Here is a 13,754-nt window from a genome sequence, read left to right as displayed (position 1 = left end):
CCCGTGTCGTGAGGCAGGCCCCGTACGGAGCCTGCGGCACCTCCGCCGGCCCGCTCGTCCTCAGTCGGGGCGGGTGGGCCGGCGGCCTGCTGTCAGGAGGTGCCCGGAGACACCGGCCAGGACCAGCCCGCCCGCCAGCGGCAGGGCCTCGCCCAGGGCGATGCCGGTGCCCAGCCCGCCGAGCGCGGCGGTCAGCAGCAGCCAGCCGGCGCCCTGCCGGAACTGCTCGGCGCGGTCGCCGGTTTGGCGGTCGTCGTCGGGGGACACGGGGCGTCCCTCCCTTCCCGGAGCGGCTCGGCGGTGGCGGGGTACGGACGGATCGCGGGCGGGGTACGAGGGGCGCGACGTCACAGGCGTTGTTGTGCCCGGCCCGGAGCCGGCCGTAACGCAAGGTGCGTCGCCCGTAACGCCGTTGGCTTTCTTTGGTCTCCCCGGTGAGGTCCGGGCGGGCGGCCAAGGGCCACCGAGCCGCGTCTTAGGTTAGGCTTACCTAAGTTTATTCGTGGCGAGGGGATGCGGGCGTGTGGGATTCCGAGCTTTCCGGGCGTACGGCGCTGGTCACCGGCGCCGGGCGGGGCATCGGTGAGGCCGTGGCGCGGCTGCTGGCCGAGGAGGGCGCGCGGGTGATCGCCGTGGACCGGGACGCGCCCGGCATCGCCGCCCTGGAGGCCGGTTACGGGCGGGCGCGCGTGACCGCCCGCGCCGTCGACCTCACCGACCGCGCGGCCGCCGACGCCCTGGTGGACGACGCCGAACGCACCGTCGGTCCCCTGGACATCCTCGTCAACGTGGCCGGTGTGCTGCGCACCGCGTCCGTCGTCGACCTCACCGACCAGGACTGGGACGACACCTTCGCCGTCAACACCACCGGCGTCTTCCGGCTCTCGCGCGCCGTGGCCCGCAGAATGACCGCCCGCCGGGCCGGCAGCATCATCACCGTCGGCTCCCATGCGGCGGGCGTACCGCGGGCCGGGCTGGCCGCGTATGCCGCGTCCAAGGCCGCTGCGACCCTCTTCACCAAATCCCTCGGTCTGGAACTGGCGGGCAGCGGTGTGCGCTGCAATGTCGTCTCCCCCGGCTGCACCTACGGGGACCTCCAGGCCCCGCACAGCGACACCCCGCTCGGCCGGATCGCCGAACCCCTCGACATCGCCGAAGCCGTGGCCTTCCTGGTCTCCGACCGCGCCCGCCACATCACCATGCACGACCTCTATGTCGACGGCGGCGCCACGCAGTTCGCCTGACCGCCCCGCTCCCCGGCGCAACCCGTCATCCCGCCGCGAAAGGCCCCCCATGCCGCGCCCCCTTCTCGCCCCGCTCACCGCCGCCCAGCGCGCCCTGTGGCACGCCCAGGCCCGCGACCCGGACAGCCCCGCCCACACCACCGCGGTCTGCCTGGAGATCCACGGCCCGCTCGACCCCGTACGCTTCGCCGAGGCCCTGCACCGGACCGTCGGCGAGAGCGACGCGCTGCGGCTGCGCATCGAGGAAACGCCCGACGGGCCACGGCAGTTCCCGGTCGAGATCGAGCCGCCCGGCCACGGCTTCGCCCTGCACGCGGCCACCCTTCTCGACCTGGGCGATCCGGACGCGGTGGCCCGCGCCTGGATGCGCGACGACCTCGCCCGCCCCTTCGACCTCGCCGCCGGACCGCTCTTCCGGCACGCCCTCTTCCAGGTGGGAGAGCGCCGCTGGCTGTGGTACCAGCGGGTGCACCGCCTCGCCCTGGACGGCCACGGCTTCACCCTCGTGCTGCGCCGCGTCGCCCAGCTCTACACCACCCTCGCCGCGGGGGAGGACCCCGGCCCCAGCCCCTTCGGACGGCTCGCGGACCTGGCGGCCGAGGAGAGCACGTACCGGGCGGGCGAGGGCTACGACGCCGACCGCACCTACTGGCGCCACACCCTCGCCGACCGCCCCCAGGCCCCCACCCTCGCCGGCCGCAGCGCCCCCGCCGCCCGTACCGCCCTGCGCACCACCGCCCACCTCGGCGCCGAACTCACCCGGCGGATCGACGCCCTGGCGGCCGCCGTCCGTGCCACCTGGCCGGACGTCCTGATCACCGCCCAGGCGTGCCATCTCGCACAGGCCACCGGCAGCCGCGAGGTCGTCCTCGGTCTCCCGCTGCGCGGCCGGATCAGCGCCACCGCGCTCCGCGTTCCCGGCACCGTCGGCACCGTGCTGCCGCTGCGCCTGGCCGTGCCTTCGGGGGCGACCTTCGCCGACCTCACCCGCCAGACCGTCCTGGCCGTCCGCGCCGCGCGCCGCCACCAGCGCTACCGACCGGAGGACATCCGCCGCGACCTCGGCCTGCCCGGCCACCGGAGGCTGACCGGACCGCGCATCCACCTCCTGCACGGCGACGACGCCCCCGCCTTCGCCGGGGCGCCCTCCACCGTCCACCACCTCGCCGCCGGCGCCGTCGACGATATGACTCTCACCCTGCACCGCCGCGCCCACGGCGCCGGTCTGCGCATCGACCACGACGCCAATCCCGCGCTGTACGAGGAGCGCGAACTCGCCGTCCACCAGGACCGTTTCCTCGCCCTGCTCGGCCGGCTCGCGGACGCCGACCCGCACACGGCACCGGCCACCCCGGACCGGCCCGGCCTGGTCGGGGGAACCCGCGCACAAATCATCGACAAGGGCCGTACGCCGCGCCGGACCGCCGCCCGGCGGACGGATGTTCCGATCTCCCAAGTCGCCCTGTCTGTAAGGGAGTTGGGCAAGGGTGAGTCCGGGACGGCGGCCCGGCGGCGGACGGGTGACGGACGTCAACCTCGTCACGGCAAACCATCGGGTGACACCGCGCCCCGCCCGTACCACCGTGGCCTGCCCTGACACCGTGGCGCGCCATGCGCGTCATAGGGCGAACGGTACGTCACGGCCCCTTCCCGGGGTCGCGTGGGGCAAACTGGGCCGGTGGCGACCAACATTCCCGAAGAATCCACCAGTTTCGTCGGGCGTAGGGACGAACTGCGCAGAGTGAACATCGAGTTGGCGCAGCACCGACTGATCACCCTCACCGGCCCCGGAGGCGTCGGCAAGACCCGCATCGCGATGCGGGCCGCGGCCGCCGCGGCGACCCGTCATCCGGACGGGGTGCGCTGGGCCGACCTGTGGCCGCTCCAGGGCGACCGGCTGCTGCCGGCCACCCTCTGCGATGCCGTGGGCCTGTCCGACCACACCGCGCGGATGCCGGTCGCCGCGCTGTGCGACTGGCTGTCGGACAAGCGGATGCTGCTGGTGCTGGACTCCTGCGAGCATCTCGTCGACTCCTGCCGGGACCTGATCGGCGATCTGCTGACGGCCGCGCCGCTGCTGACCGTCCTGATCACCAGCCGGCAGCCGCTGGACGTGGTCGGTGAGTGGATCACCGAGGTCGAACCACTGTCGATGGAGGGCGACAACGAGGCGCTGGCCCTCTTCCGCGAGCGCGCCGGGGTGGCGGCGCCCGGACTCCGGCTCACCGAACCGGCGCACGCCGTGGCCGCCGCCGCCATCTGCCGTCGCCTCGAAGGCATCCCGCTCGCCCTGGAACTGGCCGGCGCCCAGCTGGCGGGCAGCTCCCCCGCGCGGGTCGCCGAACGCCTCAACTCCCGCTTCGAGGCGCTCGCGGGCGATCCGTCGGCCCGCCCCCCGCGGCACCGCACCCTGCGCACCGCCATCGGCTGGAGCCATGAGCTGTGCGCACCGCTGGAGCGGCTGCTGTGGGCCCGGCTGTCCGTCTTCCGCGGCACCTTCGACGAGGAGTCCGCCCAGTCCGTCTGCGCCGGCGGCCCGCTGAGCCCCCGGGACGTCCGCACCGCCCTCGCCGGTCTGGCCGCCAAGTCGGTGATCAGCCGCGAGGGGCAGCGCTTCAGCATGCTCGACACCCTGCGCGAGTACGGCCGGATGTGGCTGGCGGAACTCGGCGAGGTACGGACGGTCGCCGACCGGCACGCCGAGCACTTCCTCGGCTTCGGCCGCCGGGCCGACGCCGGCTGGCTCGGCCCCGACCAGGTCCGGTGGTACGAACGGGTCGCCGAGGCCCATGTCGACCTGTGCACCGCGCTCGACCACCTCCTGGTCACCGACCCCGAACGCGCCCAGGAACTCAGCGCCTGCATCGGCTTCTTCTGGAGCTGCTGCCGCCATCTGCACGAGGCCCGCGGCTATCTGGAGCGCGCCCTGGCCGCCCGCCTGGCCCCGAGCCCGGCCCGTACCCGGGCGCTGTGGATGCTCGGCGTCGCCCTGCTCTTCCAGGGCGATCTGGACACCGCCGACGAACTGGGCCGCCAGTGTTCGCGCGCCGCCCGCGAGGAGGGCGACGCGGAGGCGATGCTCGCGGCCGGCTATCTGGTGGGCCTGACCCATCTGATGGCCGGCCGTCCGCTCGCCGGATACACCGTCGCCGACCATGTGCTCGGCCCGATGCCGGACGCCCCCTTCGACTCCGCCGCCCGGCTGCGCTGCCACATCGTGCGGATCTTCGCGCTCACCGCCCTGGGCAAGCTCACCGAGGCCCGCGCCGAGGCCGCCGAACTGCGCCGCGACTGCGTGGCGCACGGCGAGTACTGGGCCCGCTCCTACGCCGACTACCAGCTCTCGCTGATCGCCCTCCTCCAGGGCCGCCCCCAGGACTCCGCCGGACACGCCCGCGCCATGCTCGCCGCCAAACAGGCCATCGGCGACAACTTCGGCATCGCCCTCGGCCTGGACCTGCTGGCCGCCGCGGTCGCCGCCCAGGGCAACGGCGAGAGCGCCGCCGTCGTCTACGGTACCGGCCAGGCGTACTGGCGCACCGTCGGGCACCCCCAGCGCGGCACCCCCGAACTGCGCGCCGTCCGGGAGGAGTGCGAGCAGCGGGCGCGCGCCGCGATCGGCGACAAGGCGTATGCGGACGCCTACCGGCGGGGCACCGAGGCCCGCCCCGAGACCTCCCTGGCCAGGGTTCTGGCGGGCGATCTCTAGGGCCCGTCCGGTGGGCGCCGGCGCGGGCCCTAAGACCCATCGGACAGGCCCTGGCCCTGCTCCGCGTCCGCGGGCTCGTCCGCCAGCTCGTACAGCAGCTCGTAGGCGGTGTCGACCAGATGGCAGGTGCGGCCGCGCCGGGTGGCGACGGCCACCAGGGCCGTGCCGGAGACCGGATGGAAGCCCAGGAAAGCCTGCTGGCCGAAGGTCGCCCCGGCGTGGAAGAGCAGCGGGCCGCGCGGTGCCGGGTGGTGGAACCACGTGAGGGTGTGGGTGTGGCGGTGCCGCCAGCCCCGGCGCAGCTGCGGGATCTGCACCGCGCGCAGCGCCCCGGCCAGCGGGGTGTCCTCGGGGAAGAGATGCGCTTCCAGATAGGTGAGCAGATCGTCCGGGGGCGCATGCACGGCCCCGGCGGCGCGGAAGCCGGCCATATCGGTGCCGGGGACCGGCGTTCTGCCGTTCGTACGGTGTCCGATGGCGTCGGTCCCGGTGGTGCCGGCGCCGAGTGTGGTGCCGTTCAGGGCGAGTGGCTTGAGCACCCGTTCGGTGAGCAGGGTGCCGAAGTCCGTGCCGGTGGCGCCCTCGATCGCCGGGCCGAGCAGCGCCAGCCCGAAGTTGGAGTAGCGCCAGCGGGTGCCGGGGGTGTTCCGGGGCCGGGTTCGGGCGAAGGTGGTCAGCAGCCGGTCGGTGTCGTAGCGGGCGTAGCCGCTGCGGTACGGATGCAGCAGCGCGCCGGCCACCAGGTCGGCCGGGATACGGGGCAGCCCGGAGGTGTGGGTGGCCAGATGACGCAGGGTGATGCGGCGCGAGGCGGCGTGCGGCAGGTGCAGTCCGGGCAGATGGCTCGACAGCCGGTCGTCGAGGGACAGCGCGCCCGACTGGGCCAGCTCGGCGAGCAGCAGCACGGTGAACGTCTTGGACAGCGAGCCGAGTTCGTAGCGCAGCGCATGCCGGGGGGTGGGCGGGGCGAGGGCGGTGCCGCCGGTGATGACGGAACGCCGCCTGCGGTGGGTGACGGCCAGCACGATGTCCGGGGCGTCGATGAGGGTGACCGCCTCCGCCAGACGGTCACCCAGGTCGCCGCCGGCGTGGTCGCGGCTCATCCGGGGACGTCGGCCGAGAGCGACCGGGAGGTGGCCATCGCCGAGGCGAACGCGGCCACCAGGGTCGGATGATGGACCAGATCGAAGACCTCTTCCGGATCGCCGGCCGGCATCCCGCGCTGAATGGGCATCGCCCCGCTGTCGGACTGCGCGGCCGCATACTGCTCCCACATCCCGCCGTCCAGCGTGGGCCGCGGCAGACAGGCGTCGACGACCAGCAGCTCACCGAGCAGATCCCAGTGCTCCAGGTCGGCCCAGTCGTCCATCCAGGCGGGCAGATAGCGCGCCAGATAGTCGGCCATTGCCGGGGGGATGCGCTCGGGCGCCTCGCCCCAGTTGGTGACGTGGAAGACGGTGTGGGTCAGGTCGTAGGCGACGTGGTACTGCACCGACCAGGGTTCCGGCATCCGACCCAGCCAGGTGGCCGCGAGCGCCTGGTCGAAATCGGCGCTCGGCGGGAGCTTCATCTTCCGTTCGGCGTTGAGGACCCCCAGCCGCCGGTTGGGCACCATCTCCAGCGCCGTCCAGGTGCCGGTGGCCCGGGGCACCTCCAGCGCGGCCTCCAGCGCGGGATGGCGGTGGCCCAGTTCGTGGAAGCACGCATAGACCTCCAGCGGGACGGGAGAGAACGGCTCGTCGTGCTGGAGCGCGGCCAGCACATTGCCGCCGTCCAGCAACTCCCGCCAGGCGAAGTCCAGCAGCTGTCCGGCGCGTGCGTGCTGGTGGGAACCGGCCACGCCCTCCCGGAACAGCACCTGCATATTGATTGCCAACTCTCCGATCGGCTTGAGCCGCTCGATCAGCGCGGCGCCGCTGGTGCGGTCCTGATCGGTCAGCCGGAAGAAGTCGCGGTGCTCGTCGAGCCAGGTCAGGGCCCGGTCGCCGACGCCGTGCAGCAGCGCCGGGGGAGCGGGTGCGGCCGTCACCGTCACGGAAGTGCCTCGCTTTCGCAGCGTACGGAAGGGGCGCGCCGGAACGTCGCGCCGGTCGTGCCCGGTGCCGGGGGCTCGGGGGCGGTCCGGGCGAGGGTCCCGGCGAACGCGGTCACCAGGGTGGAGTGGTAGCAGGCCGTGAAGACCCCGGCGGGGTCGTCCGGACAGGGCGCGGCGCCGGTCTCCGGGACCGCCCCGTCGGCCCGCTGCGCACCGGCCAACCGTTGCCAGGCAGCCGGATCACAGGGGGCGTCGGGCAGGCAGGCGCTCACGGCCAGCAACTCGCCCACCAGATCCCACAGTTCCTCCTCCAGCCAGTTCTCCAGCCAGGCGGGGAGCCACAGCCGCAGATAGCCGGCGAGCTCGGGGGACAGTCGTTCGCGCAGGCGGCCCCACTGCGTCAGATGGAAGACGTCGTGGGTCACGCCGTACGTCGCCTTGCGGTCGAGCACCCAGGGTTCCGGCAGCAGGCCCAGCCCGGTCCGTGCGAACTCGGCGTCGAAATCGGCGTGTTGCACCAGCCCGATGCGCCGCTCGGCGTTGAGGACCGCGAGCGTACGGGTGTGGTCCTCGCGTGCCACCCGCCAGCCGCGCAGCCGGACCGTCGTGGCCAGCAGCTCCTCGACGCCCTCATGGCGCAGCCCGGCCTGGGCGAAGGCCCCGTAGAGCTCCATCGGATAGGTGGCATACGGCTCGCCGCGGATCAGCTCGGCGAACAGCTCGCCGTCGCGGGCCTGTTCCCAGGCGAACGCGAACAGACCGCGCGCAACCTGGCGGATGTCCCCGATCGGGTGCAACTGTCCGATCAGATGGGTGAGTTCGGCCAGTTCACCGAGCGGTTTGAGGGTCAGATTCGGGTCGGCGTCGGTGGTCGCGTTCGCGGGCAGGCGAAAGTGCGGCCGCGCCGCATCCAGCCACCCCAGGCAGTCGGCGACCATCCGGTCCAGCAGCCCGGGGTCGCCCCGGCCGCCGGTCACCAACCCCGCCCGTAGAACCGCCGGGCGGCCGCCACCTGCACCGCCACCCGGGCGTCGCCGCCGCTCATCTGCCGTACGAAGGCGAGCCCGGCATCCAGCCCCAGGGACTGCGGCACCTCGGGCAGCCGGGCCAGCCAGCGGCCCACACCGGCCGCCTGCAACCAGTCCCGGCGACGGACGGCGCGCACGAAGCCGCGCGCCAAGTCGTCCGTACGGGCCGTCAGTTCCTCGGCGAGGCCCGGCGCGAGCCCGGGAAGGGCGAGCGCGGCGAGCTGGGAGGCCCGGTGGGCGAGCTTGGGCCAGGGGTCTGCCCGCACCCAGCCGGCGCCCGCCTGCGGTGGCTGCGGCCAGGGCTCCGCGCCGCCGGGCAGAAACGAGTGCGAGGCCTCGACCAGGCCCCGGTAGGTCCACACCGACACCTCCGAGGCATCGGCTCCCGGTGGATAGGCGGCGAGCGCCTCGCGCACCACCTTCTCGTCGTCGCCACCGGGGCACACCCCGTTGTCCAGTGCATACGGTGCCAGCGCGTCCGCGCCCAGCACCCGCAGCGCCGCGAGCGAGACCGCATCGCCCTGCCGCAGAATGCGTGAGAGGGCGTAAAGGTCGCCCTCACCCCGAAGGGCGAGGGCGACCCCGGTTGCGGCATCGGCAATCACAGCGCTCAGTGGGACTGCACTCTGTGCCTGTTCAGCCAACGCGTGCCCCTTACCGCGTTTCCGTCTTCGGGCGGGGAGTGGGCGGCGATACGAGCAGGAGCCCCGCAAGCACCAGGCCCCCAGCGCACTCGCGGGTGTCGCGGAACACGCCGTCAGGTTCGGCAGGTTCCAGCAGTCCTTCGACTTCAGCGGCCAGGGCCGTCGTTTCGGCCGGTGCTGTGCGATCCGTAACCATAGGTTCTTCCTCCTTGTGCGACGGACGGAATTCAGCCTTACATCCGCCTAAAACGGTCGCAATCGGAAAGTCCAGCGCTGCGCGTCCCCGTGACTCCGCGCGGAGAACCGCCCATAGGGGCAGGTTGCCCGGAACGGCCCCCGAGAGGTCCACCAACTACCCCTGCATGCGGTGCAGTTGATCGCTCCCCGGCGAACCCCGAACGGCCTACGGAACCGCCCGGACGGCCGCCGCCGGGTTCGTGGCGCACTGCTCCATTGGGGGCTGCTGCCGGCACGTATGGGCGGGGGACGGGACCCATGTGCCGTCGGGGTCTGGTCGCGCCCCCGGGCGAGGTCTACAGTGGAAATTGGTTGACATCAAGCAACCAATGCACCCGATGCGCCCTCCGTAGGGGTGGTGGCCCGTGGATACGACCGGTCGCTACAAGTGGGTCGCGCTGTCGAACACGACCCTGGGCGTGCTGATCGCGTCCATCAACATGTCGATCATGCTCATCGCGCTGCCCGACATCTTCCGGGGCATCGGCGTGGACCCGCTCCGGCCCGGCAACACCAGCCTGCTGCTGTGGCTGATCATGAGCTATCTGGTCGTCACCGCCGTCCTGGTGGTCAGCTTCGGCCGGCTCGGCGACATGTACGGCCGGACCCGGATGTACAACCTCGGCTTCGCCGTCTTCACCGTCTTCTCCGTCCTGCTCTCGCTGACCTGGCAGCACGGCACGGCCGGCGCCCTCTGGCTGATCGCGATGCGGGTGCTCCAGGGCGTCGGCGGCGCGCTCCTGATGGCCAACTCCAGCGCGATCCTCACCGACGCCTTCCCCGCCGCGCAGCGCGGACTGGCCCTGGGCCTCAACCAGGTCGCCGGGATCGCCGGATCGTTCCTCGGACTGCTGCTCGGCGGGTTGCTCGGGCCCGTCAACTGGCGGCTGGTCTTTCTGGTGTCGGTGCCCTTCGGAGTCTTCGGCACCGTCTGGGCGTATCTCAAGCTGCGCGACACCGGGGTCCGCGCACCCGCCCGCCCCGACTGGTGGGGCAACCTCACCTTCGCGGCCGGACTGATCGCCGTGCTGACCGGGATCACCTATGGCATCCAGCCGTACGGCGGGCACAGCATGGGCTGGACCAACCCCGCGGTGATCGCCGCGATGGCCGGCGGGGTGGCCGTACTGGCCCTCTTCTGCGTCGTCGAGCGGCGGGTCGCGGAGCCGATGTGCGATCTGCGGCTGTTCCGGATCCGGGCGTTCACCGCGGGCAATCTCGCCAGCCTGCTCGCCTCGCTCGGGCGCGGTGGCCTGATGTTCCTCCTGATCATCTGGCTCCAGGGCATCTGGCTGCCCCGGCACGGTTACGGCTTCACCCAGACCCCGCTGTGGGCCGGGATCTACATGCTGCCGATGACCGTGGGCTTCCTGGTGGCCGGACCGGTCTCCGGATGGGCCTCGGACCGCTTCGGGGCCCGTACCTTCGCCACCGGCGGCATGCTGCTGGCGGCCGGTACCTTCGTCGCCCTCCAGGCGCTGCCGGTCGATTTCGCCTACCCCGGCTTCGCGCTGATCCTGCTGCTCAACGGCATCGGCATGGGCCTGTTCGCCTCGCCCAACCGGGCCGCCGTGATGAACAGCCTGCCGCCCGACCGGCGCGGGATCGGCGCCGGGATCAGCACCACCTTCCAGAACTCGGCCATGGTGCTGTCCATCGGCATCTTCTTCTCCCTGATGGTCGCCGGCCTGGCGGCGGCGCTGCCCGGCGCCCTCACCGGCGGACTGACCGCCCAGGGCGTCCCGGCCGCCGACGCCGCCAAGCTCGCCGCGCTGCCCCCGGTGGGCGTCCTGTTCGCCTCCCTGCTGGGCTACAACCCGATCCGGACCCTCCTCGGCCCGCACGTCCTGGCGCAGCTGCCGCCCGGCCATGCCGCGTACCTCACCGGCCGGGAGTTCTTCCCGCAGCTGATCTCCCCGCCGTTCGCCGACGGGCTGGCCGTGGCGTTCGACTTCGCCATCGCGGCGTGCCTGATCGCGGCGGTCGCCTCGCTGCTGAGGGGCGGGCGCTATATACACGGCGAGCAGGTACGGGACGAGCAGGGGAAGGAAGAAGCGGACGGGATCCGCCCGGACCACGCCGACCGCCCCGGGCCCGCGGCCCCGACGGACCCGCGCGCCTCCCGCCGCAGGTGACCCCCCACGGAGTGCCCGATGGAGACCCCCGCCCCCGAGCCCGGCGCGCCCGCCGAACTGGCCGGCCGGCTGCGCGCCGTCCTCCAGCACCTCCTGCCGCTGCTCCGCCGCCAGAGCGTGCACGGCGATCTCACCCCCAGCCGGCTGACCGCCCTCGCCGTGCTCGACGCCCACGGCCCGGTGCGGATCAGCGAGCTCGCCGCCCGGATGAACATCGCGCTGTCCACCACCTCCCGGATGGTCGACCTCCTCGACGGCTGCGGCTGGATCGCCCGCCGCCCCGACCCCGAGGACCAGCGCGCCAGTCTGATCAGCCTCAACGGCGACGGGCGGCGGCTGCTGCGCTCCGTACGGCAGGAGACCACCGGCATACTCGCCGCGGAGATCGCCGAGCTGCCCGCTGACCGGCGGCGCCTGCTGCACGACGCGCTCCCGGCCCTGGAAGAACTCGCCGAGTGCGCCCAGCGCCCCCGTCCGGCCGAGCCGCCACGGCGGGGGACGCCGACTCGGTGACCGGCGGGCGCGGCTAGAGTGCGAGGGTGCCGACGTACAGCATTGGTCAGGCAGCCAGGCTGCTGGGAGTGAGTTCGGAGACCGTCCGCCGCTGGGCCGACGGGGGGCAGCTAAGGATGGACCGGGACGGTTCGGGCAACCGTGTGATCGACGGCGTGGGCCTCGCGGCGTTCGCCAAGGACCGGGCCGCCGGACTGCATCCCGTCCCGGGCGAGGTCCGCACCTCCGTCCGCAACTCCTTCGCCGGCATCGTCACCTCCGTCGTCCTCGACGACGTCGTCGCCCAGGTGGAGATCCAGTCCGGACCGCACCGGCTGGTGTCCCTGGTCAGCCGCGAGGCGGCCGAAGAACTCGGCATCGAGGTCGGCGTCACCGCCACCGCCCGCGTGAAGTCGACCAACGTCCACATCGACCGGCCGGACGACCGGCGGCAGTAACGCACCTTCTCCCGGGCCGAGTTGGTGCCCGGACGTGCCCGCACCGCCGGGTACGGCATGTTTCACGTGAAACGTCGTCGCCTACCAGCACAACATCGCCTACCGGCACAACAGCGCCGCATGCAGGTCCAGTTTGTGATCGAGGCGCGACAGATCGCGGCCGGTCAGCACCTCGATGCGCTGGATGCGGTAGTGAACCGTGTTGACATGCAGATGCAGCGCCTCGGCCGTACGGGCCCACGAGCCGTGCTGTGCCAGGAACACCTCCAGGGTCTCCAGCAGCATCCGGTGCGAGGTGCTGCCGGCGCGGGCCAGCGGGCCCAGGACACGGGAGCTGAAGGCCGCGCGGACCTCGGCGGGCACCCCGGCGAGCAGACTGCCGAGCGTGGTCAGGTCCCCCACGGAGGTCACCCGGGCGTCCTTGGGGGCCTCGGCGCGGGCCGCGGCCAGTGCGTAACGGGCCTGGGAGAGGGCGGAGTCAAGGCCGTCGGGGGCGGTCGCGAGGGCGCTGACACCGGCGTGCAGCGGAGCCTGCGGACGGCAGCCGTGGAGGACGGGCCACAGCTCGCGCAGCGCGGTGCGGGTCTCGGCGCCGGGGTCCGCATGGACGACGGCGACCGCCTCGCCGCTCGGCAGGCCGCCGACCGCGAACGGCTCACCGGGGGAGTGCCGCAGAGCCTCCGTCAGTGCCCCGACCGCCGCCTCGCTCTCCTCGCCGCCCGAGGAGGCGACCACCACGCGGTACGGCCCGGCGGCGGGCAGCCCCGCGGTGTGCAGGGCGGCGTCCAGCGCGGTGCCGTCGGTCGCCGCGGTGTCGATCAGCGTCACCAGGGCGTCGGCGGCGCGGCGCCCGGCCGCCTGACGGCGATCGAGGCGGTGCCGGTACTGGGCGATGACGTCGGCGATATCGTGCAGCACCCGCGGCGGGGCGTCGGCCTCGCCCCGCAGATGCAGATGCCAGCTGTCGTACGGGCCGCAGTCCCCGTCGATCCGCAGGCTGGTGCCCGTCCCGCCGGTCAGCTCCCGGACGGCCTGGTGCGCGGGCAGGTGCGGGGCCGCCGGGGTGCGCGCGATCTCCCGTCCGGTGGCCGTCAGCAAATAGCAGACGGGCCCGCCCAGATGCGCGAACGCGCGGTCCAGCAGCGCCTCCGGCGCGGCGTCCTCGGCGAGCAGACCGGCCAGTTCCGTGCGGACGTTCTCCGGCAGCGCGTAGTGGCCCGTGGGCCGCCGGCTCAGATCGCCCCACTGGCGCAGATACACCGCCTCCGTGATGGCCCGGAAGGTGGTCTGCGCCGGGACGGCTATCAGGGCGATCCGGTGCTCGCGGCAGGCGTCGACGAGGACGTCGGGGACCGCACCGTGGGTCTCCTCACCGGCCATCAGGGCCGCCGCCCCGGCCGAACGCAGCGCGGAGACAAAGCGGTCCACCTTCGCGTCGTCGTCCCCCGGCGACCACCACACCAGCCCGCTGAGCACCAGCTCGCCCGGCTGGAGAAACCGCTCCGGATCCTCCAGATCGGTGGCGGTCACCCCGCTGACGTCCCGGGCGAGCAGCGCGCTCTCGCCCCACAGCAGGGTCAGCTCGAGCGAATCGAGCCGGAGGAGATCTTCGACGTGCATGGATGGCTCCTTGGGCGGCTGCCGGAGCGGGCGGACGGACGGAAACAGGCCCCGGCACCTCACAGACACCCCTTCTCATATTCGCAAGGTGTATGCGAGTTCCGTCATGGTAAATGCAAGCCCTTCCAGGCCAAACACCTCTTGGCGAATCA

13 protein-coding genes are annotated in these 13,754 nt (G+C 73.1%); 6 read left to right on the top strand and 7 right to left on the bottom strand.

Annotated elements, in window-relative coordinates; translation table 11 throughout:
• Positions 1-60: 60 nt before the first annotated feature.
• Complete coding sequence (locus B1H19_RS07350) at positions 61-267, bottom strand: hypothetical protein (protein ID WP_083103811.1); 207 nt, start codon at positions 265-267, stop codon at positions 61-63.
• A 254-nt stretch (positions 268-521) separates the two neighbouring features.
• Between B1H19_RS07350 and B1H19_RS07345 the strand changes: the two genes are divergently transcribed.
• The 3 genes from B1H19_RS07345 to B1H19_RS07335 all read left to right on the top strand — a co-directional run bounded on the left by B1H19_RS07345 (position 522) and on the right by B1H19_RS07335 (position 4,953).
• Complete coding sequence (locus tag B1H19_RS07345) at positions 522-1,244, top strand: SDR family NAD(P)-dependent oxidoreductase (protein WP_083103810.1); 723 nt, start codon at positions 522-524, stop codon at positions 1,242-1,244.
• A gap of 49 nt (positions 1,245-1,293) precedes the next feature.
• Entirely contained in the window at positions 1,294-2,841 is a 1,548-nt protein-coding gene (locus B1H19_RS07340; protein ID WP_083103809.1) for a condensation domain-containing protein, read from the top strand.
• A gap of 81 nt (positions 2,842-2,922) precedes the next feature.
• Complete coding sequence (locus B1H19_RS07335; protein WP_083103808.1) at positions 2,923-4,953, top strand: ATP-binding protein; 2,031 nt, start codon at positions 2,923-2,925, stop codon at positions 4,951-4,953.
• A 29-nt stretch (positions 4,954-4,982) separates the two neighbouring features.
• On the opposite strand, the gene B1H19_RS07330 is transcribed toward B1H19_RS07335, so the two are convergent.
• The 5 genes from B1H19_RS07330 to B1H19_RS39675 are packed head-to-tail and all read right to left on the bottom strand — an operon-like array spanning position 4,983 to position 8,856.
• Positions 4,983-6,056 (bottom strand): serine hydrolase domain-containing protein, encoded by a 1,074-nt coding sequence (locus B1H19_RS07330; RefSeq protein ID WP_083103807.1) that lies wholly within the window; start codon positions 6,054-6,056, stop codon positions 4,983-4,985.
• On the bottom strand, positions 6,053-6,988 hold the full coding sequence (locus B1H19_RS07325) for a DUF6895 family protein (protein WP_083103806.1): 936 nt from the start codon (positions 6,986-6,988) through the stop codon (positions 6,053-6,055). The genes B1H19_RS07330 and B1H19_RS07325 overlap by 4 nt, the downstream gene beginning before the upstream one ends.
• Positions 6,985-7,965: a DUF6895 family protein gene (locus B1H19_RS07320; RefSeq protein ID WP_083103805.1), complete on the bottom strand. Its 981-nt coding sequence runs from the start codon at positions 7,963-7,965 to the stop codon at positions 6,985-6,987. Before B1H19_RS07320 ends, B1H19_RS07325 begins: the two co-directional genes overlap by 4 nt.
• A complete protein-coding gene (locus B1H19_RS07315) occupies positions 7,962-8,621 on the bottom strand; it encodes a hypothetical protein (protein WP_083103804.1) in 660 nt (219 codons plus the stop codon). Before B1H19_RS07315 ends, B1H19_RS07320 begins: the two co-directional genes overlap by 4 nt.
• Positions 8,622-8,670: 49 nt before the next feature.
• Complete coding sequence (locus tag B1H19_RS39675; RefSeq protein ID WP_083103803.1) at positions 8,671-8,856, bottom strand: hypothetical protein; 186 nt, start codon at positions 8,854-8,856, stop codon at positions 8,671-8,673.
• A 406-nt stretch (positions 8,857-9,262) separates the two neighbouring features.
• Between B1H19_RS39675 and B1H19_RS07305 the strand changes: the two genes are divergently transcribed.
• The 3 genes from B1H19_RS07305 to B1H19_RS07295 are packed head-to-tail and all read left to right on the top strand — an operon-like array spanning position 9,263 to position 11,982.
• Positions 9,263-11,032: an MFS transporter gene (locus tag B1H19_RS07305; protein ID WP_107425909.1), complete on the top strand. Its 1,770-nt coding sequence runs from the start codon at positions 9,263-9,265 to the stop codon at positions 11,030-11,032.
• Between the two features lie 18 nt (positions 11,033-11,050).
• Positions 11,051-11,545, top strand: a complete 495-nt coding sequence (locus tag B1H19_RS07300) for a MarR family winged helix-turn-helix transcriptional regulator (RefSeq protein WP_083103802.1) — start codon at positions 11,051-11,053, stop codon at positions 11,543-11,545.
• A 26-nt stretch (positions 11,546-11,571) separates the two neighbouring features.
• Complete coding sequence (locus tag B1H19_RS07295; protein ID WP_030067313.1) at positions 11,572-11,982, top strand: TOBE domain-containing protein; 411 nt, start codon at positions 11,572-11,574, stop codon at positions 11,980-11,982.
• 99 nt (positions 11,983-12,081) lie between these two features.
• On the opposite strand, the gene B1H19_RS07290 is transcribed toward B1H19_RS07295, so the two are convergent.
• The gene (locus B1H19_RS07290) at positions 12,082-13,602 is read right to left on the bottom strand and encodes a PucR family transcriptional regulator (protein WP_083103801.1); all 1,521 of its coding nucleotides are present in this window, start codon (positions 13,600-13,602) and stop codon (positions 12,082-12,084) included.
• Positions 13,603-13,754: the final 152 nt, after the last annotated feature.

It is taken from the genome of Streptomyces gilvosporeus, from assembly GCF_002082195.1.
GTDB lineage: Bacteria > Actinomycetota > Actinomycetes > Streptomycetales > Streptomycetaceae > Streptomyces > Streptomyces gilvosporeus.
The sequence above is the reverse complement of the archived record's forward strand: the minus strand, read 5'-3'. Positions and strand labels throughout refer to the sequence as shown.

Coding starts and splice junctions, on each gene's coding strand:
- B1H19_RS07290 (WP_083103801.1), bottom strand. CDS start 13,602: ATGCACGTCGAAGATCTCCTCCGGCTCGATTCGCTCGAGCTGACCCTG.
- B1H19_RS39675 (WP_083103803.1), bottom strand. CDS start 8,856: ATGGTTACGGATCGCACAGCACCGGCCGAAACGACGGCCCTGGCCGCT.
- B1H19_RS07300 (WP_083103802.1), top strand. CDS start 11,051: ATGGAGACCCCCGCCCCCGAGCCCGGCGCGCCCGCCGAACTGGCCGGC.
- B1H19_RS07340 (WP_083103809.1), top strand. CDS start 1,294: ATGCCGCGCCCCCTTCTCGCCCCGCTCACCGCCGCCCAGCGCGCCCTG.
- B1H19_RS07330 (WP_083103807.1), bottom strand. CDS start 6,056: ATGAGCCGCGACCACGCCGGCGGCGACCTGGGTGACCGTCTGGCGGAG.